Source organism: Kineococcus sp. G2, from assembly GCF_037154035.1.
GTDB lineage: Bacteria > Actinomycetota > Actinomycetes > Actinomycetales > Kineococcaceae > Kineococcus.
The window spans coordinates 42,075-64,747 of record NZ_JBBBEM010000016.1; the positions used below are offsets into that span (position 1 = coordinate 42,075).

A 22,673-nucleotide genomic window follows, 5' to 3' on the forward strand; every position below is an offset into this window, starting at 1 on the left:
GGCTCAGCCCTTCAGGCCCTGGGTGGCCACGCCGTCGACGAGGAAGCGCTGGAACACCAGGAAGAACAGCATCACCGGCAGCAGGGCCAGCACGGACATGGCGATCATCGCCCCGTAGTCGGACACGCTCGTCTGGTCCACGAACAACCGCAGCGCCAGGGGCAGCGGGTACTTCTGCGGGTCGTTCAGGTACAGCAGCGGCCCGAGGAAGTCGTTCCAGCTCCAGATGAAGGCGAAGATCGACGAGGTGATGATGGCCGGCCGCATCAGCGGCAGCATGATGCGGGAGAACACCCGCACGTGCCCGCAGCCGTCGATGCGGGCGGCCTCGTCCAGCTCCCTGGGGACGTTGCGCATGAACTGCACCATGAGGAAGACGAAGAACGCCTCCGCGGCCAGGAACTTCCCGATGAGCAGCGGCACGTACGTGCCCACCAGGCCCAGCTTCTGGAAGACGATGTACTGCGGGATGATCAGGACGTGGAACGGCAGCAGGAGCGTGCCGATCATCAGCGCGAACCACACCTTGCGCCCGGCGAACTGGATGCGCGCGAACGCGTAGGCGGTGACCGCGGAGGACAGCACCGTGCCGATCACCGACAGCACCGCCAGCACCAGCGAGTTCCACGCGAAGGTCCACGCGGAGACCCCGCCGATGCCCGCCAGGGCGGTGCGGTAGTTGTCGAAGCTCGCGTCGCTGGGCACCAGGGAGGCGTCGCCGACGATCTCGTCCGTCGGCTTCAGGGACGAGACCAGCATCCACAGCACCGGGTACAGCGCGACGGCGAGGATGACCAGGGACAGCGCGTGCAGCAGCACGGACCGCCCCAGCGCCCCCTGCTGCCGCCGCGGCCGGCGGGGAGCGCCGCGCCGGTCGTCGGTCAGGGCCGCGGCGGTCGTGGTGGAGGTGGCGGTGCTCACTTGGACTCCCCGCTGTAGTGCACCCAGGCGTTGGAGGTGCGGAACATCACCAGGGTGATGAGGCCGATGACCAGGGCCAGCGCCCAGGCCATCGCGGAGGCGTAACCCATCCGGAAGTCGCTGAACCCGCGGATGTACAGGTACAGCGTGTAGAACAGCGTGGAGCCCGCGGGCCCACCCTGGCCGCCGGAGATGATGTACGCGGAGGCGAAGACCTGGAAGGCGTTGATGGTCTCCAGCAGCAGGTTGAAGAAGATGACGGGCGAGAGCATCGGGACGGTGATGCTCCAGAACCGGCGCAGGCTGCCGGCGCCGTCGACCGCGGCCGCCTCGTACAGCTCCCTCGGGACCTGCTTCAGGCCGGCCAGGAAGATGACCATGGGGGCGCCGAACTGCCAGGTGGCCAGCAGGATCATCATCGGCATGGTCTTCGAGGGGTCACCCACCCAGCCCTCGGACGGGAAGCCGAGGCCGGTCAGCCCCAGGTCGACGACGCCGCCGTCGGAGAACATCGCCTTCCACACGATGGCGATCGACACGCTGGCGCCGATGAGCGAGGGGGCGTAGAACGCCGACCGGTAGAAGCCCTGGCCGCGCAGGGCGTTGTTCAGCAGCAGCGCCACCGCGAGGGCGGCGGCCAGCTTGATCGGGGTGCCCACCAGCACGTAGACGAGGGTGACCTTCACCGACTGCAGGTAGCGCGGGTCGTCGAAGAGCTGGCGGAAGTTGTCCAGCCCGATCCACTCCGGTGCCCGGAACAGGTTGTAGTCGGTGAACGCCAGGTACAGCGAGGCCAGCATGGGGCCCGCCGTGAGGACGAAGAACCCGAGCAGCCACGGTGCCAGGAACGCGTACCCCGTCCGGGTCTCCGCCCGCCGCGCCCGCCGGTAGTCGGGGGACGCGGGGGCGGAGAGAATGCCGCGGGGCTGGCCGGTCTGCAGGGTGCTCACTGCTGCAGGGCCGATTCCGCTTCGGCGAACCACTGGTCCACGGCCTCGTCCACCGTGTAGCGGCCGTAGTTGATGTCGGAGGCGAGCCGCTTGAAGTTGCTCTCCAGCGTGCCGAAACCGATGGGCAGTGGCGCGGGGCTCTCGCCGAGCTCGTCGGCGATGGACTCCTCGTAGGCGACGATCTGCGCGTCGGCCCCCTCGAAGGTGGCGCCCTCACGCTGGGTCTCCGAGGCGGGGATGCCGCGGGAGGTGCCGAAGATGGCACCGACCTCCGGGTCGTTGACCATGAAGTCGACGAACTCCGCAGCCGCTTCGGGGTGCTCGGTGTTGGCGCCGATGGCGTACAGCATCGAGGCCTTCAGGAACAGCCCGTGGTCGCCGGTGTCGGTGGGCGGGGCGACGATCTCCAGCTTCTCCGCGCCCGTGTCCGTGAGGTACCCGGCCAGGAAGTTGTCCCAGCTGAACTCCGAGGCGGCTTCGCCGGCGCCGAAGGGCGACTTCGGGTCCAGCTGGGTGGTGCGCTCGGCGGAGATGAGCGCACCGTCCTCGCGCAGGTCGGCGGTGGACTCCCACCACTCCTTCAGCTCGGCCTTCGTGAAGCCGATCTCGCCGTCCTCGGTGACGGCCTGCTTGCCCTGCTGGCGCAGGTACGTGTCGAACAGCCAGAAGGTGCCGGTGTAGTCACCGCTGCCGAACACGCCCTCGGGGGACTTCTCCGTGACCTCGCGGATCCAGGCGTCGTACTCGTCCCACGTCATGTCGCCGGTGGGGGCGGCCACGCCGGCCTGCTCCAGGATCGCGGGGTTGTAGAAGTGCCCGAACGCGTTGGTGCTGATCGGCACGCCGTAGGTGGCCCCGTCGATCTGGCCGGAGGGCAGCAGGCTCTCCTCGATGGTGCTGGTGTCCACCGCGTCGCCCAGTTCGCCGATGTCGAGCAGGGCGCCGCGCTCGGCGTACTGGCGCAGGTAGGAGAGGTCGAACTGCATCACGTCGGGCAGGCCGCCGCCGGCCGCCTCGGTGGCGCGCTTCTGCCAGTAGCCCTCGAAGTCGGTGAAGTTGGGGTTGATGTCGATGTCCGGGTGGGACGCCTCGAACGCGGCGATCGCCTTCGTCATGCGGTCGGCGCGGTCCTGGCTGCCCCACCAGGTGTAGTCCAGGCTGACGGGGCCGTCGGCCGCCGCCTCGCCGGAGTCACCGCCGCACGCGGCGAGGCCGAGGGTGCTCGCGCAGAGGGCCGCGGCCACTGTGAGGAGGTGTCGGTTCTTCATCGTGTGAGCTCCGTCGCTCGGGGCCCGGAGGGGGCCGCACCGTGGCTTGCATCGATTCAAAGTAAGCGCTTACCGCGACAATAGGTGGCCCCTCCGGACCCGTCAAGCAACTCCGCCGCGCCCGCCGCACCCGCTCCGAATCCCCGCGGACCCGCTCCGCGGGCCTGCTGGCCGCCGGCCCTCCCGCGGGGCACCGGCGGCCCTCAGCCGGTGGCGCCCGCCCCGTGCAGGAGCAGCTGCCGGCCCACCAGGCCGCTCGCCTCGGCGGCCGACACCGGGCGCGAGAAGCGGTACCCCTGGCCCAGCGGGCACCCCAGCTGCACGAGGGTGCTGACCTGCTCCGCGCTCTCGATCCCCTCGGCGACGACGGTGAGGGCCAGGGTCCGCCCCAGCTGCACCACCGCGCCGGTGACCGTGCGGTCCTCCGGGTTCTCCGCCACCCCGTCGATGAAGGACTTGTCGACCTTCAGCACGTCGATGGGGAAGCGGCGCAGGTAGCTCAGCGAGGAGTAGCCGGTGCCGAAGTCGTCGAGGGCGATCCGCACGCCCAGCGCCTTGATGTCGCGCAGCTTGCCGGCGGTCCGCGAGGTGTCCTGCACGAGCAGCGTCTCGGTGATCTCCAGCGTCAGCAGGTGCGGGTCCAGCCCGGTCGAGTCGAGGACCTCGGTGATGTCCCGCACCAGGGTGGGGTGCTGGAACTGCCGCGCGGAGACGTTGACGCTCACCTTCAGCGGTGAACCGTGCTCCGCCCCCCACCGCGCGGCCTGCTCGCAGGCCTCCTGCAGCACCCAGCGGCCGATGGGCACGATGAGGGCGTTCTCCTCCGCCAGCGGGACGAAGTCGGCCGGGGGCACCAGGCCGCGCACCGGGTGGTTCCACCGCAGCAGCGCCTCGAAGCCGTCGATCCTGCCGGTGCCCAGTTCCACGATCGGCTGGAACGCGAGGGTGAACTGCTCCTCGTCGAGCGCCCGGTGCAGGTCCGCGCGCAGGCGCTCGCGGTCCAGCTCCGCCGCGTGGTGCGCCGGCTGGAACACCTCGCAGCGCCCCTTGCCGGTGCTCTTGGCGACGTACATCGCCACGTCCGCGGCGCGCAGCAGCCCGATCCCGCTGGAGGCGCACGTCGCGGAGGTGGCGATGCCGATGCTGACCCCGGTGTGCACGTAGCGGTCCAGCAGGCGGACCGGCTCGCGCAGCGACTCCAGGACCCGCTCGGCGACCGCGACCGCCTGGGCCGAGCGCGCCCCGCTGAGCAGGATCGCGAACTCGTGGCCCGACAGGCGGGCGAGGACGTCGCCCCCCTCCACGCAGTCGTCCAGCCTGCCCGTCACGGCCCGCAGGAGGGCGTCACCGCTGTCGTGACCGAGCCCGTCGTTGACCGTCTTGAGGTTGTCCAGGTCCAGGAACAGGACCGCCCGGGCGTCCTCCTCCCCGGCCGGGCGCTGCTCCGCCAGGCGCAGCCGCTCCATGAACAGCGCCCGGTTGGGCAACCCGGTGAGGGGGTCGTGGTAGGCCTGGGTGCGCAGGCGCTCCTCGAGCCGCCGCCGGTCGCTGACGTCCCGGGTCGTCAGGACGATCCCGGCCACGGCGGGGTCGGCGACCAGGTTCCCGGCCACCGTCTCGGCCCACCGCCACGAGCCGTCGCGGTGCCGCACGCGGCAGACGATCGACGGCGGCTGCGGGCGGTTGCCCAGCGTGGCGCGCAGGTGCTCGCGGAACGCGGGCAGGTCGTCCTCGTGCACCAGGTCGAGGAAGTTCGTCCCGTCCAGCGAGGTCGGCGGGTGGCCCAGGACCCACCCCACCGAGGGCGTCTGGTAGGTGATGGCGCCCTCCGCGTCGACCACCGTGATCACGTCGGAGGCGTTGCGCACCAGGGAGCGGAAGTGCTCACCGGCCTCCAGGGCGTCGAGCAGGTCGTTGAAGGCCGTGGCGGTGGTGCCGAGCTGGTCGTCGGAGTCGACCTCGATGCGGGCCGACGTCGCCGTCGACCAGTCACCGCCGCGGCGCGCGATCGTCCCGGTCACCGCCCGCAGCCGCTCCGTCAGCAGCGCCAGCCGGCCACCGACCACGACCCGGCACAGCGCGTAGTTCAGGGCGCCGACGAGGAACCCCGCGACGAGGCAGGCCACCTGGAAGGAGGACCGGCCGGCGTACCGGTGCGGCACGCCCAGCAGGGCGGCGAAGGGCGGGAAGACGACGCCCACGGCCAGGCCCAGCCCCACCATGCAGATCGCCAGGTCCCAGAACACCCTGCGGGTGATGCGGAAGGGGCGGCGGAGCCCCGTCCGGGGTGCGGTCACCGACGCCTGGGAGCTCACCCCGGGTGGATCGGCGGCAGGGCGCCGGAACTTGAGCCCGTCCCGGCTCAAGCCCGGCGGTCGCGGCACCGATGGGAACGAGGTGCTCCTCCACCAGACCCCAGCGCACGACCGCCTCGTGGGCGACGACGTCCACGTCCCCGTCGTGGGAGGAGGCGCGCGCCGGTACGTCAACCTCGACAACGCGGCGACGGGCTCGGCGTCGGTGGTCGTGGCGCGGGCCGTGGAGGAGTTCCTGCCCTGGTACTCGAGCGTGCACCGGGGGGCGGGGGCGAAGTCCCGGCGCTCCAGCGCCCGCTACGAGGGAGCGCGCGAGACGCTGCTGCGCTTCGTCGGGGCGGACCCGGACACGCACGTCGTGCTGTTCCCGCGCGGCACCACCGAGGCGCTGAACCTCATCGCCTTCCGCCTCGGCCTGCGCCGCGACGACGTGGTCGTCACCACCGCCGTCGAGCACCACGCCAACCTGCTGCCCTGGAAGCGCCAGGCGCGCCTGCGCGTCGTGGACGTCGGCGAGGACGGCGTGTTCGACACCGCCGCGGTCGTCGCGGCGCTGGACGAGCGACCGCGCCCGGCGGTGCTGGCCGTCACGGGGGCCTCCAACGTCACCGGGTGGGTCCCGCCGCTGGCCGAGATCGCGGCGGCGGCCCGCAGCCGCGGGGTCCCGGTCGTGGTGGACGCCGCGCAGCTGGCGCCGCACCGGCCGATCGACATGACCGCCACGGGGATCGACGTGCTCGCGCTGTCCGGGCACAAGCTGAACGCCCCCTACGGCGCCGGAGCGCTCGTGGTCCCGCGCCGGCTGCTCGCCGAGGGCGAGCCCATGCTCGTGGGTGGCGGCGCGGTCGCCGCCGTCTCGCACGACGACGTCGTCTGGGCCGACGGGCCCGACCGCGAGGAGGCGGGCTCGCCGAACGTCCTGGGCGTCGTGGCGCTGGAGGCCGCGGCCGCCGACCTCGCCGGCTGCTGGGCGGCGGTGCGCGAGCACGAGGACGCCCTCACGCGGGCGCTGGACGCCGAGCTGGCCACCGTCCCCGGCCTGCGCCGCTACGGCTCCACCGGCGTCGACCGCGTGCCCGTCGCGGTCTTCAACCTGGAGGGCGTTCCCCACGACCTGCTCGCCGCGCGGCTGTCGCAGGAGCACGGCATCGGCGTGCGCAGCGGCTGCTTCTGCGCGCACCCGTACGTCGGGCGGCTCCTGGCGCTGACCCCGGAGCAGGTGCTCCGGTTCCACGAGGACGTGCGCCGCCGCGAGCGCCACCGGCTGCCCGGGGCGGTCCGGGCGAGCGCGGGCCGCACCACGACGCTCGGGGACGTCCAGGCCCTGGGTGCTGCGCTGCGCGAGGTCGCGGCCACCCCGCAGGTCGCCCGCGAGTACCGGGCCGACGCGCACGGCGACTACGAGCACGTCTCCTGCGCGCACCCGGTGGGGTGACGCCGGGGCGGGACGCTCCCGCCCCGCCACGTCCCGCCCTTCAGGGGCGGGCCAGCACCACCGGCAGCTGCCAGCCGGCGACCTCGCCCGCCGGCAGCGGCCGCGCGAACAGGTACCCCTGCGCCGTGTCGCACCCCTGCTCGCGCAGCCACCGCGCCTGCTCGGGCTCCTCCACGCCCTCCGCGACGACCCGCAGGCCGAAGGTGTGCGCGGCGTGCACCGTCAGCGCCACCAGCCCGCGCCGGCCCGCGTCGTCCGACGCGACGAAGCTGCGGTCGATCTTCAGCGTGTCCGCGGGCGTCGAGGGCAGCTGCCCGATGGAGGTGAACCCCGTGCCGAAGTCGTCGATGGCCACCGCGACCCCGGTGGCGCGCAAGCGCTGCAGGCGCGCCGTGGCGCCCGGGTCGTCCACGAGCACGGTCTCGGTGATCTCCAGCACCAGCAGGTGCGGCGGCACCCCCGACGCCGCGAGCGCGTCGGCGACGTCCTCCAGCAGCCGCGGATCGGCCAGGTGCCGCCCCGAGACGTTCACGGCGATCGTGGGTTCGGCCCCCTCGCCCGGTGCCGGCCACGCCACCGGCCGCTCGCTGCGCCAGCGCGCCAGCTGCGCCGTGGCCTCGTGCAGCACCCACCGGCCCAGGTCGCACACCAGCGAGGACGCCTCCGCGGCGGCCACGAACACGTCCGGGCGCACCGGCCCGACACCGGGCCGGTCCCAGCGCGCCAGCGCCTCGTACCCGGTGAGCGAACCGTCCGCGAGGTCCACGACCGGCTGGTAGTGCAGCGTCAGCTCCCCGCGCCGCAGCCCCTCGCGCAGCGCGTGCTGCAGGTCCGAGCGGGCCGCCAGCTCCGCGCGCAGCGCGTCGTCGAACACCTCCACCCGGCCCCGCCCCCGGGACTTCGCGCGGTACACCGCCGAGTCGGCCTCCGCCAGCAGCACCTCGGCGCCCTCCGGCCCCCGCGAGCCCGCCCGGGCCAGCGCCACGCCCACGGACGCCCCCACCCGCACCGCGCGACCGGCCGCCCCCGTGGCCCGGTCGGCGCCGACCTCCACGGGGCGGCGCACCGCCGCGACCAGCCGCTCGCCCAGCCGCACCAGCTCCGCCTCGTCCACCACGCCGGGCACGAGGACCACGAACTCGTCGCCGCCCAGGCGCCCCACCACGTCGCCCTCGCGCACGCAGCCGCGCAGCCGCTCGGCCACCTCGCGCAGCACCGCGTCGCCCGCGGCGTGCCCGGCGGTGTCGTTCACGGCCTTGAACCCGTCCAGGTCAACGAACAGCAGGCCCGTGGCGGCACCGGCGGTGCAGGCGTCCAGCGCCCGCGAGAGCAGGCGCAGCGCCTGCGCGCGGTTCGGCAACCCGGTCAGGGGGTCGTGCGCCGCCTGGTGGGCCAGCTCGCCCTGCAGGTGCTCGCGCTGCTGCACCGCCCGCACGAGCTGCTGCACCGACGCCTGCACGGCCTCGCCCAGCGGCCCGCGCACCGGGTGCTCGCGCAGCGCACCGGCCAGGTCCCCGCGCGAGAGCGCGTCGGCCTGCTCCCGCACCCGCCGCAGCTCCGCCACCGCACCCGCCAGGGCGCGCGCCGCGGTGCGCACCTCGCGCGGCCCGCGCTGCGGCACGTCGACGAGCTCGCCGCGGCCCACCCGGCCCGCGGCGTCGGCCAGGCGGCGCAGCGCGCGGGCCAGCCAGCGCCCCTGCGCCAGCGCCGCGGCCAGGGCCCCGGCCAGCACGAGCAGCGAGGCGAGCACCGTGGTGCTCAGCCTGCGCGCCGCGCTCGCCTGCTCGGCGTCGATCGCCCCCACGGCGGTGTCCACGGCGCCCTCCAGCATGGCCGCCAGGTCCCGGTCGCGCTGCGCGCTCGCGTCCGTCAGCTGCAGCAGCTCCGGGCCGCTCAGCCGCCCGGGGTCCGTGCTCTCCGCGGCCAGCGCCTCCGCGAGCCGGCGGGCCGGGTCGCTGCGGGTCACCTCGACCCAGCGCAGCCGCATCGCGGAGGTGGACAGCTCCGCGCCGGCGCCGGCCAGCTCCCGGTAGGTGCCCAGGACGTGGGCGGACCGCTGGCGCGCCCGCACCTGCGGCGCCCCGTCGAGGACGCGCGCGGTGAACGTCACCGGCACCTCCCGGCTGGCCTGCTGGGTGAGGGCGGCGACGAGGGTGACGTCGTTGACGGCGAGCGCGCTGCGCTCGCTCAGGCCCGTCGCCGTGGTGCGCGTGATCACCTCCTCCTCCGCGTGCGCCAGCCAGTCCGACAGGTCCAGGTACAGCCCCGCGAGGGCGTCGGTGCTGGAGGTGCCCTGGTCGGCCGCCGAGCGCACGGTGCGCAGCCGCTCCACGGCCAGCGCGGTGCCCAGCGCGGCGGGGGAGCCGGCGGGGATGCGGGCCACCGCCCGGTCGGTCACCTGCCGCGCCAGCTGCAACCGGTTCACCGCGGTCAGGTAGGTCACGGCCCGCTGGTCGCCGAAGCCCGCGGCGAGCGCCTGCTCGCGGTCGCGGGTCACGTTGCGCGTCAGCGTGGGCAGCAGCTCGCTGTCCACGGCGCGCCGCACCGCGTCCAGCTGCGTGGCGGCGCGCATCAGGGAACCGGCCTGACCGGCCTCCGTGAGCTCCCGGGACCGCTCGAGCACCGAGCCGGTGGTGACGACGCCGGTGGCCAGCAGCGGCACGACGACGAGGGCCGCGAGGTGCTGCCACACCGGGCGCGCTCGCAGCCGGTGCCCGCGCACCCGGTCCGTCGTCGGTTCCACCCGCCCGGCATCGGCCCCACCGGCCGCCGACGTGAGCCGCGTCGCGGCGCGGGGACCGGTCGGCGCGCGCACGTCACCCGATCGGCGCACCCCGGGCGGCCCCGTTCGAGCCGGCCCGGTTCGAGATGGCCCGGTCCGAGCCGGCCCGGTTCAAGCCGGCCCCGGTCGCCGCCGATGCCGTCGGGGGAGGTGCGCGGTGCTTCGACGTGGTGCGCGCGGTGCGCGCGGGTCGGTGGGCGGGCGGGGTGCGCGGGTGGGCGCGGTCGCGCTCCTGGTGCTCGCCGCCCTGCTCGCGCCCGCCGGGTGCGGGGCGGGCGGTGACGACCCCGTGCGCGTGGGTTTCTCGCAGCTGGGCGCCGAGGGCAGCTGGAGGGCGGCGAACACCGCCTCGATCCGCTCCGCGCTGACCCGCGCCGACGGTTTCGAGCTGACGTTCAGCGACGACCAGCGCAAGCAGGAGGGGCAGGTCGCCGCCCTGCGCCGGTTCATCGCCGCCGACGTCGACGTCATCGCGTTCTCGCCGGTCGTGCAGGACGGCTGGGACCCGGTGCTGCGCGAGGCCCGGGACGCCGGCGTCCCCGTCGTCGTCGTCGACCGCAGCATCACCAGCGACCTGGACGGCGCGTACGCCACCCGCGTCGGTGCCGACTTCCGCGCCGAGGGGGAGCGGGCGGGGCGCTGGGTCCGCGAGCACGCACCGGACGCCCGGGTGTTCGAGCTGCAGGGAACCCTCGGCTCCGGGGCGCAGGTCGGCCGGCAGCGGGGTTTCCGCGCCGTCGCCGGCGACCAGGTGGTCGGGGAGGCCACCGGTGCCTTCACGCGCGCCGGCGGACGCGACGTCACCGCCGCCGCGCTGGAGGCGTGGCCGGAGCTCGACCTGGTCTTCGCCCACAACGACGACATGGCCCTGGGCGCGGTGGAGGCGGTGCGCGCCGCCGGCCTGCGCCCGGGCGCGGACGTGCGCGTGGTGTCCGTCGACGGAACGCGCGAGGCGCTGCGCGCCCTCGCCGACGGGGAGATCGCCCACGTCGTCGAGTGCGACCCGCTCTTCGGCGAGCAGCTCGCCGCCGTGCTGCGCCGGGTGGCGGCCGGTGACCCGGTCCCCGAGCGGGTCGTGGTCCCGGGGCGCGGGTTCGACCGCTCCGTGACCGCGGCGCAGATCGAGGCGCGCGCGTACTGACCCGCGGCGCCACCCGTTCCAGCGCCCACCCGTTCCGGCGCCCACCCGTTCCGGCGCCCACCCGTTCCGGCGCCCACCCGTTCCGGCGCCCACCCGTTCCGGCGCCCACCCGTTCCGGCGCCCACCCGTTCCGGCGCCCACCCGTTCCGGCGCCCACCCGTTCCGGCGCCCACCCGTTCCGGCGCCCACCCGTTCCGGCGCCCACCCGTTCCGGCGCCCACCCGTTCCGGCGCCCACCCGTTCCGGCGCCCACCCGTTCCGGCGCCCACCCGTTCCGGCGCCCACCCGTTCCGGCGCCCACCCGTTCCGGCGCCCACCCGTTCCGGCGCCCACCCGTTCCGGCGCCCACCCGTTCCGGCGCCCACCCGTTCCGGCGCCCACCCGTTCCGGCGCCCACCCGTTCCGGCGCCCACCCGTTCCGGCGCCCACCCGTTCCGGCGCCCACCCGTTCCGGCGCCCACCCGTTCCGGCGCCCACCCGTTCCGGCGCCCACCCGTTCCGGCGCCCACCCGTTCCGGCGCCCACCCGTTCCGGCGCCCACCCGTTCCGGCGCCCACCCGTTCCGGCGCCCACCCGTTCCGGCGCCCACCCGTTCCGGCGCCCACCCGTTCCGGCGCCCACCCGTTCCGGCGCCCACCCGTTCCGGCGCCCACCCGTTCCGGCGCCCACCCGTTCCGGCGCCCACCCGTTCCGGCGCCCACCCGTTCCGGCGCCCACCCGTTCCGGCGCCCACCCGTTCCGGCGCCCACCCGTTCCGGCGCCCACCCGTTCCGGCGCCCACCCGTTCCGGTCCACCGACCGGCGGGTCAGCGCACGGCTTCACCGATCGCCCGGTGGTGGCGGATGACCTCGGCGATGACGAACGCGAGGAACTTCTCCGCGAACACCGGGTCCAGCCCCGACTCCACCGCCAGCCGCCGCAGCCGCGCGGTCTGCTCCCGCTCCCGGGCCGGGTCCGCCGGCGGCAGGCGGTGCGCCGCCTTCAGGTGCCCCACGGCCTCGGTGAGCTTGAACCGCTCGGCCAGCAGGTGCACCAGCGCGGCGTCCAGGTTGTCGATGCTGCGCCGCAGCGCCGCCAGTTCGGCGTCGTGGGCGGCTGCCTGCTCCGCCTCGTCCCGCTCCTCGTCCACGGCTGCCCTCCCCGGGTCCTCGTCCGGACGCGGACGCTACCGGTCGCGGGCCGCGGCGTGGCAGAGGGTGCGGCCGCACCGCCTCACAACCAGCCCCGCCGCTTGAACAGGTGGTACAGCACGAAGCAGGTGCCGAACATCAGCGCCACCGCCAGCGGGTACCCGAACGTCCAGTCCAGCTCCGGCATGTGCTCGAAGTTCATGCCGTAGATGCCCGCCACCACCGTGGGGGCGAAGAGGATCGCCGCCCAGGAGGAGATCTTCTTCACCTCCTCGCTCTGCGCGTAGCTCGCCTCCGTCAGCGACCGCATCTCCTCGTTCTGCCGCTGCGCCACCAGCGTGGAGTTCACCGTCAGGATGTCGCGCAGCTGGTTGCGGAAGTTCTCGATGCGCTCGGCCGCCACCGTGACGTGGTCGGCGACGTCGCGCAGGTACCGCTGCAGCTCCTCGTCGACCCGGTACTTCTCGAAGCCGTCCGTCAGGCCCTGCAGCACCGCGGTCAGGGGCAGCACGGCCCGCTGGAAGTTCGTCACCTCGCGGGACAGCTCGTAGATGCGCCGCGACACCGCCGGGTCACCGTCGAAGACCTGCACCTCGATCTCGTCGATGTCGTTCTCCAGCCCCCGCAGCACCGGCGCGTAACCGTCGACGACGGCGTCCAGGATCGCGTACAGCACCGCCTCGGTGCCCAGGGCGAGCATCTCCGGGTCCTGCTCCATGCGCCGGCGCACCTGCGCCAGGTCGGGGGACTCCGCGTGCCGCACCGTGACGACGAAGTCGGGGCCGATGAACAGGTGCAGCTCGCCGAACTCGACCTCCTCGGCGGCGTCGTCGTAGCGGGCCGCCCGCAGCACCACGAACAGGGTGTCGCCGTAGCGCTCCAGCTTGGGGCGCTGGTGCGCCACGATCGCGTCCTCCACCGCCAGCTCGTGCAGGCCGAACTCGCGCGCCAGCGACCCCAGCTCCGTGCCGGAGGGGCGGTACAGGCCGATCCAGGCGACGCGCGCCTCGTCCTCGTGCAGGCACCGGTAGGTGTCGCTCAGCGTCGCGGGGGAGGCGACGCGCTTGCCGTGCTCGTAGACCCCGGAGTCGACGAGGCTGCTGCGGCCCAGCGGCGCGGACGGGATCGCGCCGTCCTGCGCGAGGTTGCGGGTGGACGGGACCGCCCCGCGACGCCCCAGGGACGACAGGGGACTTCGGCGCCTGGCCATGGCAGCACCTCCGGGCTCGGCGGGACGAGGGCACCCCATCATCCCCCGGCAGGGGCGGTGCGCCGGTCCACCCGGCCCGGGGACCGCCCGCCCGGCCCACCGCCGGCGGTGCTCCTAGCGCGAGGGCACCTGGTCCTCGGCACCCGGCACCGGCTCGGCCGGGTCCGTGCCGAGCGCGACGATCCGGTTCGCCGCGTCCACGTGCACCACGTTCGGCCGGTGCGCGGCGCGCTCCGCCTCGTCGAGCTGCACGTACGAGATGATGATCACCAGGTCGCCCGGGCGCACCAGGTGCGCGGCCGCCCCGTTGATGCGCACGTCCCCGCTGCCGGCCTCGCCGACGATGACGTACGTCTCCAGGCGGGCGCCGTTGGTGACGTCGACGACCTGGACCCGCTCGCCCTCCACGAGGTCCGCGGCCCGGCACAGGTCGGCGTCCAGGGTGATGGAGCCGACGTAGTGCAGGTCGGCCTCCGTGACCGTCGCCCGGTGGATCTTCCCGTGCATGACCGTGCGCCGCACAACCGCTCCCGTGATCGCCTCCCCGGGTGGGCAGCACCCGGTGCCGCCATTATCGCCGCACGAGCACCGCGGTCCCGCGCGCGCCGTCAGCGCGGCTGCGACAGCTCGTGCGGGTCCGCGTTGCCCCCGCACACCACCACGCCCACCCGCTCGCCGTCGGCGGGCGCGTGGGCCCCGTCCAGCAGCGCCGCCAGCGCCACCGCCCCGCCGGGCTCGGCGGTCACGCGCAGCTCCTGCCACAACCACCTGCGGGCCGCGCGCACCGCCTCGTCGCTCACCAGCACCGCCCGCACCCCGGCCGCCACCGCGCTCGCGAAGCCGTGCTCGCCGATGCGCCGCGCCCCCAGCGAGTCCGCCGCCAGGCCGCCGACCTCCACGTCCACCGGACGGCCCGCGGCCAGGGCGGCGTGCAGGGTCGGCGCCCCGCGCGTCTCCACGCTCACCACCCGGGTGCCGGTGCCGCACCAGGCGGCGATGCCGCCGATCAGCCCACCGCCGCCGGTGGCGACCAGCACGGTGTCCAGGCCGGGCGCCTGCTCGGACAGCTCCAGCGCCACCGTGCCCTGCCCGGCCAGCACCGCCGGGTCGTCGTAGGCGTGCACGGCCAGCGCACCCGGGGCGCCGGCCCGCTCCGCGCTCGCGGCGGCGGCCTCCGCGTAGGAGGCGCCCACCAGGGTGACGCGAGCGCCGCGGGCCCGGATGCCCTCGACCTTCACGGCGGGCGCGGAGACGGGCACGAACACCTCGGCGGCGACCCCCAGCGCACGGGCGGCGTGCGCGACGGCGAGACCGTGGTTGCCGCCGGAGGCCGCCACCACCAGCGACGGGAGCTCGGGAGCGGTGAGGACCCGGTGGAACGCCCCGCGCGGCTTGAAGGACCCGGTGTGCTGCAGCAGCTCCAGCTTCAGCGTGACCGGCACCTCCCGTCCACCCACCGGCAGCGTCACGTCGATGACGGGGGTGCGCCGCACGCGGCCGGCGATCCTCTCGGCGGCGGCCGCGACGTCCTCGCGGGTGGTGGCGGCGGGGGCGGGGTGCGTCACGGCCGCGACGCTACCCCCGCTCCCGCGCGGTGCCGGATCAGGCCAGCGTCGTGGTCTCGCCCAGGGACCACTCCCGCACCTCGGGCATGTCCTCCAGGTGCTCCACGACGTGCTCGCGGTGCCGGGCCAGCTGCGCCTCGCAGTACTCCATGAGCTTCCCGGCGCCGGGGGGCAGGCGGCGGGCGTTGTTCAGGGCGTCCATCACCAGGTGGTACCGCGACGCCCGGTTGCGCACCGTCATGTCGAACGGCGTGGTCGTCGTCCCCTCCTCCATGAACCCGCGCACGTGGAAGCGGTCGGCGTCGGGGCGTCCGTGCACGACCTGGTGGATCGCACCGGGGAAGCCGTGGAAGGCGAACACCACGTCGACGGTGTCGGTGAACAGCTCCCGGAACCGCAGCTCGCTCATGCCGTGCGGGTGGTCCTTCGGCCGTTGCAGCGACATCAGGTCCACGACGTTGACGACGCGGAAGCGCAGCTGCGGCAGCCGCTCGCGCAGGATCTGCGCGGCCGCGACCGTCTCCATCGTCACCACGTCGCCGGCGCAGCCGAGGACGACGTCCGGGTCGGCCCGGCCGTCGTCGTTGCCGGCCCACTCCCACACCGACGCGCCCCGGGCGCAGTGCTCGACGGCCTCGTCGATCGACAGGTACTGCAGCTGCGGCTGCTTGTCGATGACGATGAGGTTCACGTAGTTCCGCGAGCGGAAGCAGTGGTCCGCGACCGACAGCAGGCAGTTCGCGTCCGGCGGCAGGTACACCCGCGAGACCTCCGGGCGCTGGGTGATCGCCACCTGCAGCAGGCCCGGTCCCTGGTGGGAGAAGCCGTTGTGGTCGTTGCGCCAGGCGGTGGACGTCAGCAGGACGTTCAGGCTGGGCACGGGGGCCCGCCACGGCAGGTCGCCGGCCTCCTCCAGCCACTTGGCGTGCTGGACCGTCTGGGAGGCGCTGACCATCGCGAACGCCTCGTAGGTGGCGAACATCCCGTGCCGGCCGGTGAGGGTGTACCCCTCCAGCCAGCCGTGGCAGTTGTGCTCGCTGAGCACCTCCATGACCCGCCCGGAGCGGCTGATCGAGACGTCCTCGGGGTACGTGCGCTCGGCGAACGCCCGGTCGGAGACCTCGAACACCGCGCCCAGGCGGTTGGAGTTCGTCTCGTCGGGGGAGAACAGCCGGAACGTGCGGGGGTTGCGGGCGTAGACGTCGCGCAGCATCTCGCCGAGGCGACGGGTGGACTCGGCGCGTCCGGCAGCCGGGGAGTCGACCTGCACGGCGTAGTCGCGGAAGTCCGGCAGGTCGAGGTCCTGCGTGAGCAGGCCGCCGTTGGCGTGCGGGGTGGCGCTCATGCGCAGGTCCCCGTCGGGGTTGGCCGAGCGGACCAGCTCCACGGGGGCTCCGGAGGCGTCGAACAGGTCGTCGGGGCCGTAGGAGCGCATCCACTCCGCGAGCAGCCGCAGGTGGTCGGCGTTGCCGCGCACCCCGGACAGCGGCACCTGGTGCGAGCGGAACGTGCCCTGCACCTGGACGCCGTCCACCCGGTCCGGGCCCGTCCAGCCCTTGGGGGTGCGCAGCACGATGAGCGGCCAGCGCGGGCGGGGCGCGTCGGCGGGAGCACCCTCGGCGCGGGCGGCGGTCTGGATCTCGCGGATGCGTCCCCACGCCCGCGCGAGGGTGGCCGCGAACCGCTCGTGCATGCCGGGCAGGTCGTCGCCGCCGACCTCCAGGACCTCGTAGCCGTGGCCCTCCAGCAGCGAGCGCACCTCGGCGGGGTCCTTGCGGGCCAGCACGGTCGGGCCGGAGATCTTCGCCCCGTTCAGGTGCAGCACCGGCAGCACCGCGCCGTCGCGTGCCGGGTCGAGGAAGGAGACGCCCTTCCAGGAGCCCTCCAGCGGGCCCGTCTCCGCCTCGCCGTCGCCGACGACGGCCAGGGCCAGCAGGTCGGGGTTGTCCATGACGGCGCCGAAGGCGTGCACCAGGACGTACCCCAGCTCCCCGCCCTCGTGGATGGAGCCGGGTGTGGTGACGGAGACGTGGCTGGGGATGCCGCCGGGGGCGGAGAACTGCCGGAACAGCCGCCGCATCCCCTCGGTGTCCCGCGTCACGTGCGGGAACTTCTCGGTGTAGGTGCCCTCCAGGTACGCGGCGGCCACCAGGGCGGGGCCGCCGTGGCCGGGGCCGGTGAGGAACAGCGAGGACTGCCCGGTGCGGCGGATCAGCCGGGACAGGTGCGCGTACACGAAGGACAACCCGGGGCTGGTGCCCCAGTGCCCCAGCAGGCGGGGCTTGACGTGCTCGGCGGTCAGCTCCTCGCGCAGCAGCGGGTTGGCGCGCAGGTAGATCTGCCCGACCGTCAGGTAGTTGCAGGCGCGCCACCACGCGTCGAGCGCGGTGATCTCGTCGGGGCTGATCGCGGCGAGCGCCTCGGCGGTGCCGGGCGAGGCGTCCGGTGCTGCGGCGCCGGTCGTGCCGGCGGGCGCGCTGGTGGTGGACATGGACGTCCTTCCTCCTCGGTCGACGCGGCCACCCTCTCGCGTCCCGGCCCTCGTGACCAGGGCCCTTCGGCCCTCGTGACCGGGGCCCTTCGGCCCCGGGGGCGGCGACCGTGCCCGTGCGCCGGCACCCGGCCCGGCGGGGCCGGGCGCCGGCGCGGTCGCGGAGGCCGTCAGCGCGAGGGGCGGAAGGCGGCCAGCGACGGCAGCGCCCGGCCGTCGTGGTCGAACATCGTGAGGTTGTCGTTGGGGTTGCCCGCGCCCGGCTCCCAGCCGACGCCGGGCAACCACGCCGGCTCCCACGCGAAGAAGCCCAGGCAGCGGCGATCCGGCACCGCCAGGAGCACCTCGCGCAGCGCCTCGAAGTAGGCGGCCTGCCCCTCGGGGGTGGGTGGGAAGCGGTCGGCGTCCGGAAGCTGCTCGATGCGGGCGATGAGGTTCTCCAGCCCGTCACCGTCCTCCAGCGTCCACGGGTACGCGGTCTCCACGAGCACGAGGTCCTTGCCGTAGCGGGTGGCGAGGTCGTCGAGGTTGGCGCGCAGGTCGTCCAGGGAGCCGTGCCAGAACGGGTAGTAGGACAGGCCGATGACGTCGAGGTCGACGCCCTCGGCGAGCACGTGGTCGTAGAACCAGCGCGAGCCGCCGTTGTCGCCGCCGCGGTCCACGTGGACCATCACCGGCACGTCGGCGCGGCGCGGGTGCACGTCGCGCACGCCGGCGATCCCCGCCTTGAGCAGGGTGGTGAAACCGGTCCAGTCCGCGGGCTCGCCGGGCCGGTACACCTGGCCCAGCGGCCACAGCATCCCGGCGGTGACCTCGTTGCCCACCTGGACCACGTCCACCCGGCCACCGCCGGCCGCGATCGCCCGCAGGGTCTCGCGGGTGTGCGCCCGCACCGTGCGCGCCAGGGCCGGCAGGTCCTGCCCGGCCCACGCGGCGGGTGTCCTCTGGTGCGCGGGATCGGCCCAGAAGTCCGAGTAGTGGAAGTCGACGAGGACCCGCAGGCCCGCGCGCTTCGCGCGCCGGGCCAGCTCCGCGGTCGAGGCCACGTCGCTGTACCCGGCGGGCGGGTCCACCCACACCCGCAGCCGGACCCAGTTCGCGCCGTGCGCGCGCAGCAGGTGCTCGACGGGCCGGGGTCGGCCACCGCGGTCGCGGTAGCGGGCACCGGCCGCCTCGCTCTGCAGCAGGAACGACAGGTCCGCGCCGCGGACCGCGAGCCCGGGACCGCGGCCCGCCGCAGCGGCCGCGGGGGCGGTGGCGACGGCGGTGGCTGCCGCGGGGACGGCCGCCAGCGCGGCGAGCACGCTGCGCCGGCGCAGGTGCCCGGACGCCGCGGCGGGGGTGGTGGCGGTGCGGGTGGTGGGTCCGGTGCTGGTCATGGCGCTCCTTCGCGTCACGAGGGGAGGGGGCGGGGTTCCGCCCCCGGGTGTCAGCCCGCGGGGGCGGGCTCGGTCCAGGTCGCCGCGTCCTCCACGCGCACCGCGTCGAGGGCCCACAGCTGCTTCTCCGCCCCGGCCAGGCGCCGGGCGGCGTCGGTGGGCAGGTGCACGGGGGCGCCCGCGGCCAGCGGCAGGACGTGCAGCGTCACCTCGCTGTCGGCCCGCACCCCCGCGTCGCGCAGCGACACGGTCCAGCGCGACCCGTCCCAGAACCGGTCGGTGACGGTGCGCCCGTCCACCCGCAGCTCGGCGACGTCCCCGACCCAGTCGACGTGCAGCAGCGGGTCGCGGCCGGGCTCGCTCACCCAGGCGGGCAGTGCCAGGTGCAGCACGGCGGCGTGCTCGGCGAAGGTGTCGGGGGAGGGCGCCGAGGCCCGGCCGCCGGACTCGCCGTGCAGGACCGGGACGCTCGGCGAGGGGTCGCGCAGCGCCGTCACCGCCACCGCCTGCGAGCGCGCCGGCGGGCTCGTGCGCTGCAGCGGCAGGGGGCTGAACGCGCGGGTCGCGGTGTCGTACTCCCGCACGCCGGGGTCCTGACCGACCGCTCGGCAGGTGACGGCCCCGTCGGCGCCCCACGCCAGCCGGGCCGCGGCGAGCAGCAGCCGCCGCCCGCCGCCCGCGGGCCCGGGCTCGACCACCCACGCCTCGCGGGCCGCCGCCGGCGGCAGCACGAGCAGGTCCAGGGCCCCGCCGGGCCCGCGCACCCGCAGCGGTTCCCCACCGGGGAGGACGTCGTGCACGAGCAGGCCGTCGTGGGCGCGGGCGGTGAGCGGGGAGCCGTCCGGCGCTCCCACGACGGTGCCGGCGGGCACGGCCACCTCGCACGGGACGCCCTCCTCGGCGGTGAGCACCAGCACGGGGTGCTCGCCGCCGTCCAGGACGGTCAGCGCCGAGGCGGTGGCCCACTCCAGGCGCGCACCGCCCAGCTCCAGCCGGAACGGCCAGCGCGCCAGGGTCCCCGCCGGCACCCGCACCGGCCGCGAGGGCAGCACGAGCGGGTCGCGGGCGCCCACGCGCACCGAGAACCGGGTCCCCGGGTGGTCGGCCAGCGGGACGTGCGGCTGGTGCCAGGAGACGAACAGGAACCCGTCGCCCCGTTCGGCGTCGGCGCGCACCGCCCAGCGCAGCGTCGTGGTGTCGTGCACCCCCTCGGGGCGGACCTCCGGCAGCGAGGACGGCATCGCCGCCAGGCGCTCGCCGAACGCCGCGAGGAACGCGTGCTGGCGGCGCAGTTCGGCGTGGCTGGGCGCCAGGGCGCCCGACTCGCCGACGGGGGCGTGGAAGTCGTACCCCAGGCGAGGCACGTCGTTGGGGTAGCCGGTGGCGTGCGACTCCTGGGTGCCCCGGCCGTCGACGCCGACGGGGTTCGTGCCGCCGGCGTACATGTAGTACCCCTGCCAGGCGGAGCCGTTGCCGATCTTGCAGTGGGCGACGGCCGCCACGTCCAGCGCGGCCGGGCGCGGGCGGCGGTGGTAGGCGGTGGCCATCCCACCGCCCAGCTCGCACGTGGCGGGCGGGAACAGCGCCGACGGGCTGCGCGGCACCGCCGCGGCCGCCCCGGCCGCACCGGTGCGCTCGCGCACGTCGGCGCCGATGCCGGGGTCGTCCCAGACGTGGGAGAAGAAGAAGTGCTCGCGGAACGTGGGGTCCCACGGCGCGGCGGCGTCCACCCAGAACCCGTCGCCGTAGCCGCCGTACAGCGGCAGCACCTCGCCCTCGGGCAGTTGCGCGCTGCCCCAGGCGGTCGCCGTCCACAGCGGTGCGCTCACCCCGGCCTCGCGGGCCAGCCGCTTGAGGGTGAGCAGGTGCTGCGGCTGGTCGTACAGCTCGTTCTCCAGCTGGACCGCCAGCACCGGCCCGCCCCCGGGGCGGGCGCGCCCGCCCAGCGCCCGCCCGATCCGGCCGAACCACTCGCGCACCAGGTCCAGGTAGCCGGGGTCGTCGGTGCGGTGCGCCACGTCGGCGGACCGCACCCAGTCGGGGAAGCCGCCGTTGCGGGTCTCGCCGTGCACCCACGGGCCGATGCGCAGCACCACGTCCAGGCCGGTCGCCTCGCACTCGTCCACGAACGCCGCCAGGTCGAGGTTCCCCGCGAACGAGGCGCGGCCGCGCTCGGGCTCGTGGTGCAGCCAGATCACGTAGGTCGAGACGACGGTGACCCCGCCGGCGCGCACCGCGCGCAGGCGCTCGCCCCAGCGCTCCCGGGGCAGCCGGCTGTAGTGGACCTCGCCGGAGACGGGGACGAAGGGCCGCCCGTCGCGCTCCAGCCAGCGGTTCGTCAGCGCCAGGCCGGGTCGACGGTCCTCCTCGTTCGCCATGCGGGGCCGCACCGGGGGCGAGGACCAGGGGGCGTGCGCGAGGGCGAGGGGGGCTGCGCCGTCGGCGGGCGGGGGAGGGGGCGTGGGCACGAGGGTCCTTCCGGGGCGTCGTCGCCGGCCGTGGCGGACAGGCCGCCTGGCAGCTGGCTGTGATCGGTCACAGCCCTCGTTCGGCACCGTAGCCGTTGCCCCCCAGTGACGTCGAGGGGCTTGACAAGACCGCTCGCGTTCCCGACTGTAACCGGTCACAGGCCGGTGTGCGCTGCTCCGGCCACTGCTCGCCACGACGACGCGGCGAGGTCGATCGAGGAGGATCCGTGCGCCCGAACCCGATGTCCCCCGCCGGTCGCGAGCCCGCCACCCCGCCGGGACGGCGACCGGGGCCCAGCCGCCGCCGGACCCTGGGGGCCGTGACCGCCGCGGCGCTGCTGCTGACCGCCGGCTGCGGCGGCGGCAGCGGCACCGAGTCCGGCGACGGCCCCGTGGAGCTCACGTTCTGGACGTGGGCCCCGAACATGGAGCAGGTCGTCCAGACCTGGAACGACACCCACCCCGACGTCCAGGTGACCGTCAACAAGCAGGACGGCGGCGACGCCGCCGTCACCAAGCTCCTCACCGCCGTCAAGGCCGGCGACGGCGCGCCCGACCTCATGCAGGCCGAGTACCAGAAGATCCCCACGCTGGTGTCCTCCGACGCCCTCGCCGACATCTCCGGCGAGCTCGGTGACGACGTCGCCGGGACCTTCCCCGACTCGGTGTGGAACAGCGTCACCCTCGGCTCGGACGCCGTGTACGCGGTGCCCCAGGACTCCGGGCCGATGATGTTCTTCTACCGCACCGACCTGTTCGAGCAGCACGGCATCGCGGTGCCCACCACGTGGGCCGAGTACGCCGACGCCGCCCGCGAGCTCCACGCCGCCGACCCGTCCGTGTTCCTCGGCACGTTCTCCGCCAACGACCCCGGCTGGTTCGCGGGCCTGTCCCAGCAGGCCGGCGCCTCCTGGTGGGGCGTCGAGGGTGACGCGTGGGACGTGGACATCGACTCCGAGCCGACCCGCCAGGTCGCCTCCTACTGGGGCGGACTCGTCCAGGAGGGCGTCATCGCCAACACCCCCATGTACACCCCCGAGTGGAACGCCGCCCTCAACGACGGCACCCAGGCCGGCTGGGTCGGGGCCGTCTGGTCCCCGGCCGTGCTGGAGGGCAACGCCGCCGACACCGCCGGGAAGTGGGCCGCCGCGCCGCTGCCGCAGTGGGACCCCACGAACCCCGCCGGGGGCAACTGGGGCGGTTCGGCCACCGCCGTCACCACCCAGTCCGAGCACCCCGCCGAGGCGGCCGAGTTCGCGCAGTGGCTGAACACCGACCCCGAGGCGGTGAAGGCCCTGGCCGACGTCGCGGGCGTGTACCCGGCCGCGACGGAGGCCGCCACCGAGGCGCTGAGCGACCCGCCGGCGTTCCTGTCGAACCAGCCCGACTACTACGACGTCGTCGGCGAGGTCGCCGAGACGAGCAACGACTTCACGTACGGCCCCAACGTCAACGTCGCCTACAGCGCGTACACCGACGCGTTCGGGAAGGCCGCCGAGCAGCGGTCCGCCGAGGCGTTCACGCAGGCCCTGCAGGTCATGCAGGCCACCACCGTCGAGGACCTGGAGAACACCGGCTTCACCGTCGCCGACTGAACCCCGCGGTGGGGGGGGGGGA

At 75.1% G+C, this 22,673-nt stretch carries 15 protein-coding genes; 3 read left to right on the forward strand and 12 right to left on the reverse strand.

From position 1 onward, the window contains the following. Nucleotides 1–3: 3 nt before the first annotated feature. The 4 genes from V9U69_RS03390 to V9U69_RS03405 all read right to left on the reverse strand — a co-directional run bounded on the left by V9U69_RS03390 (nt 4) and on the right by V9U69_RS03405 (nt 5,436). A complete protein-coding gene (locus V9U69_RS03390) occupies nt 4–921 on the reverse strand; it encodes a carbohydrate ABC transporter permease (protein ID WP_337059890.1) in 918 nt (305 codons plus the stop codon). Continuing rightward, nucleotides 918–1,862, reverse strand: coding sequence for a carbohydrate ABC transporter permease (locus V9U69_RS03395; protein WP_442907569.1), 945 nt, complete (start codon nt 1,860–1,862; stop codon nt 918–920). Before V9U69_RS03395 ends, V9U69_RS03390 begins: the two co-directional genes overlap by 4 nt. 5 nt (nt 1,863–1,867) lie before the next feature. After that, entirely contained in the window at nt 1,868–3,139 is a 1,272-nt protein-coding gene (locus V9U69_RS03400; RefSeq protein WP_337059892.1) for an ABC transporter substrate-binding protein, read from the reverse strand. Between the two features lie 203 nt (nt 3,140–3,342). Next, a complete protein-coding gene (locus V9U69_RS03405) occupies nt 3,343–5,436 on the reverse strand; it encodes a putative bifunctional diguanylate cyclase/phosphodiesterase (protein WP_337059893.1) in 2,094 nt (697 codons plus the stop codon). A 136-nt stretch (nt 5,437–5,572) separates the two neighbouring features. Here V9U69_RS03405 and V9U69_RS03410 point away from each other — a divergent pair, with 136 nt between their 5' ends. After that, nucleotides 5,573–6,889, forward strand: a complete 1,317-nt coding sequence (locus V9U69_RS03410) for an aminotransferase class V-fold PLP-dependent enzyme (RefSeq protein WP_337059894.1) — start codon at nt 5,573–5,575, stop codon at nt 6,887–6,889. Between the two features lie 40 nt (nt 6,890–6,929). On the opposite strand, the gene V9U69_RS03415 is transcribed toward V9U69_RS03410, so the two are convergent. Further along, nucleotides 6,930–9,632, reverse strand: a complete 2,703-nt coding sequence (locus tag V9U69_RS03415; RefSeq protein ID WP_337059895.1) for a putative bifunctional diguanylate cyclase/phosphodiesterase — start codon at nt 9,630–9,632, stop codon at nt 6,930–6,932. Between the two features lie 253 nt (nt 9,633–9,885). Between V9U69_RS03415 and V9U69_RS03420 the strand changes: the two genes are divergently transcribed. Continuing rightward, a complete protein-coding gene (locus V9U69_RS03420; RefSeq protein ID WP_337059896.1) occupies nt 9,886–10,812 on the forward strand; it encodes an ABC transporter substrate-binding protein in 927 nt (308 codons plus the stop codon). Between the two features lie 806 nt (nt 10,813–11,618). Here V9U69_RS03420 and V9U69_RS03425 read toward each other — a convergent pair. The 7 genes from V9U69_RS03425 to V9U69_RS03455 form a co-directional block, all read right to left on the reverse strand. Further along, nucleotides 11,619–11,942, reverse strand: coding sequence for a chorismate mutase (locus tag V9U69_RS03425; protein ID WP_337059897.1), 324 nt, complete (start codon nt 11,940–11,942; stop codon nt 11,619–11,621). A gap of 83 nt (nt 11,943–12,025) precedes the next feature. After that, nucleotides 12,026–13,153 (reverse strand): magnesium/cobalt transporter CorA, encoded by a 1,128-nt coding sequence (gene corA, locus V9U69_RS03430; protein ID WP_337059898.1) that lies wholly within the window; start codon nt 13,151–13,153, stop codon nt 12,026–12,028. 114 nt (nt 13,154–13,267) lie between these two features. Further along, nucleotides 13,268–13,675: an aspartate 1-decarboxylase gene (panD, locus tag V9U69_RS03435; protein WP_442907568.1), complete on the reverse strand. Its 408-nt coding sequence runs from the start codon at nt 13,673–13,675 to the stop codon at nt 13,268–13,270. Between the two features lie 86 nt (nt 13,676–13,761). Then, nucleotides 13,762–14,718 carry a threonine/serine dehydratase gene (locus V9U69_RS03440; protein ID WP_337059900.1) on the reverse strand — a complete coding sequence of 319 codons (957 nt, stop codon included), beginning with the start codon at nt 14,716–14,718 and terminating at the stop codon, nt 13,762–13,764. Nucleotides 14,719–14,755: 37 nt separating this feature from the next. Next, on the reverse strand, nt 14,756–17,209 hold the full coding sequence (locus V9U69_RS03445) for a phosphoketolase family protein (RefSeq protein ID WP_337059901.1): 2,454 nt from the start codon (nt 17,207–17,209) through the stop codon (nt 14,756–14,758). 170 nt (nt 17,210–17,379) lie between these two features. After that, a complete protein-coding gene (locus V9U69_RS03450) occupies nt 17,380–18,588 on the reverse strand; it encodes a glycoside hydrolase family 53 protein (RefSeq protein ID WP_337059902.1) in 1,209 nt (402 codons plus the stop codon). Between the two features lie 50 nt (nt 18,589–18,638). Further along, nucleotides 18,639–20,966 (reverse strand): beta-galactosidase, encoded by a 2,328-nt coding sequence (locus V9U69_RS03455; protein WP_337059903.1) that lies wholly within the window; start codon nt 20,964–20,966, stop codon nt 18,639–18,641. A gap of 410 nt (nt 20,967–21,376) precedes the next feature. Here V9U69_RS03455 and V9U69_RS03460 point away from each other — a divergent pair, with 410 nt between their 5' ends. Beyond that, entirely contained in the window at nt 21,377–22,651 is a 1,275-nt protein-coding gene (locus V9U69_RS03460; RefSeq protein WP_337059904.1) for an ABC transporter substrate-binding protein, read from the forward strand. Nucleotides 22,652–22,673 lie beyond the last annotated feature (22 nt).

Coding starts and splice junctions, on each gene's coding strand:
- V9U69_RS03400 (WP_337059892.1), bottom strand. CDS start 3,139: ATGAAGAACCGACACCTCCTCACAGTGGCCGCGGCCCTCTGCGCGAGC.
- corA (WP_337059898.1), bottom strand. CDS start 13,153: ATGGCCAGGCGCCGAAGTCCCCTGTCGTCCCTGGGGCGTCGCGGGGCG.
- V9U69_RS03445 (WP_337059901.1), bottom strand. CDS start 17,209: ATGTCCACCACCAGCGCGCCCGCCGGCACGACCGGCGCCGCAGCACCG.
- V9U69_RS03450 (WP_337059902.1), bottom strand. CDS start 18,588: ATGACCAGCACCGGACCCACCACCCGCACCGCCACCACCCCCGCCGCG.
- V9U69_RS03455 (WP_337059903.1), bottom strand. CDS start 20,966: ATGGCGAACGAGGAGGACCGTCGACCCGGCCTGGCGCTGACGAACCGC.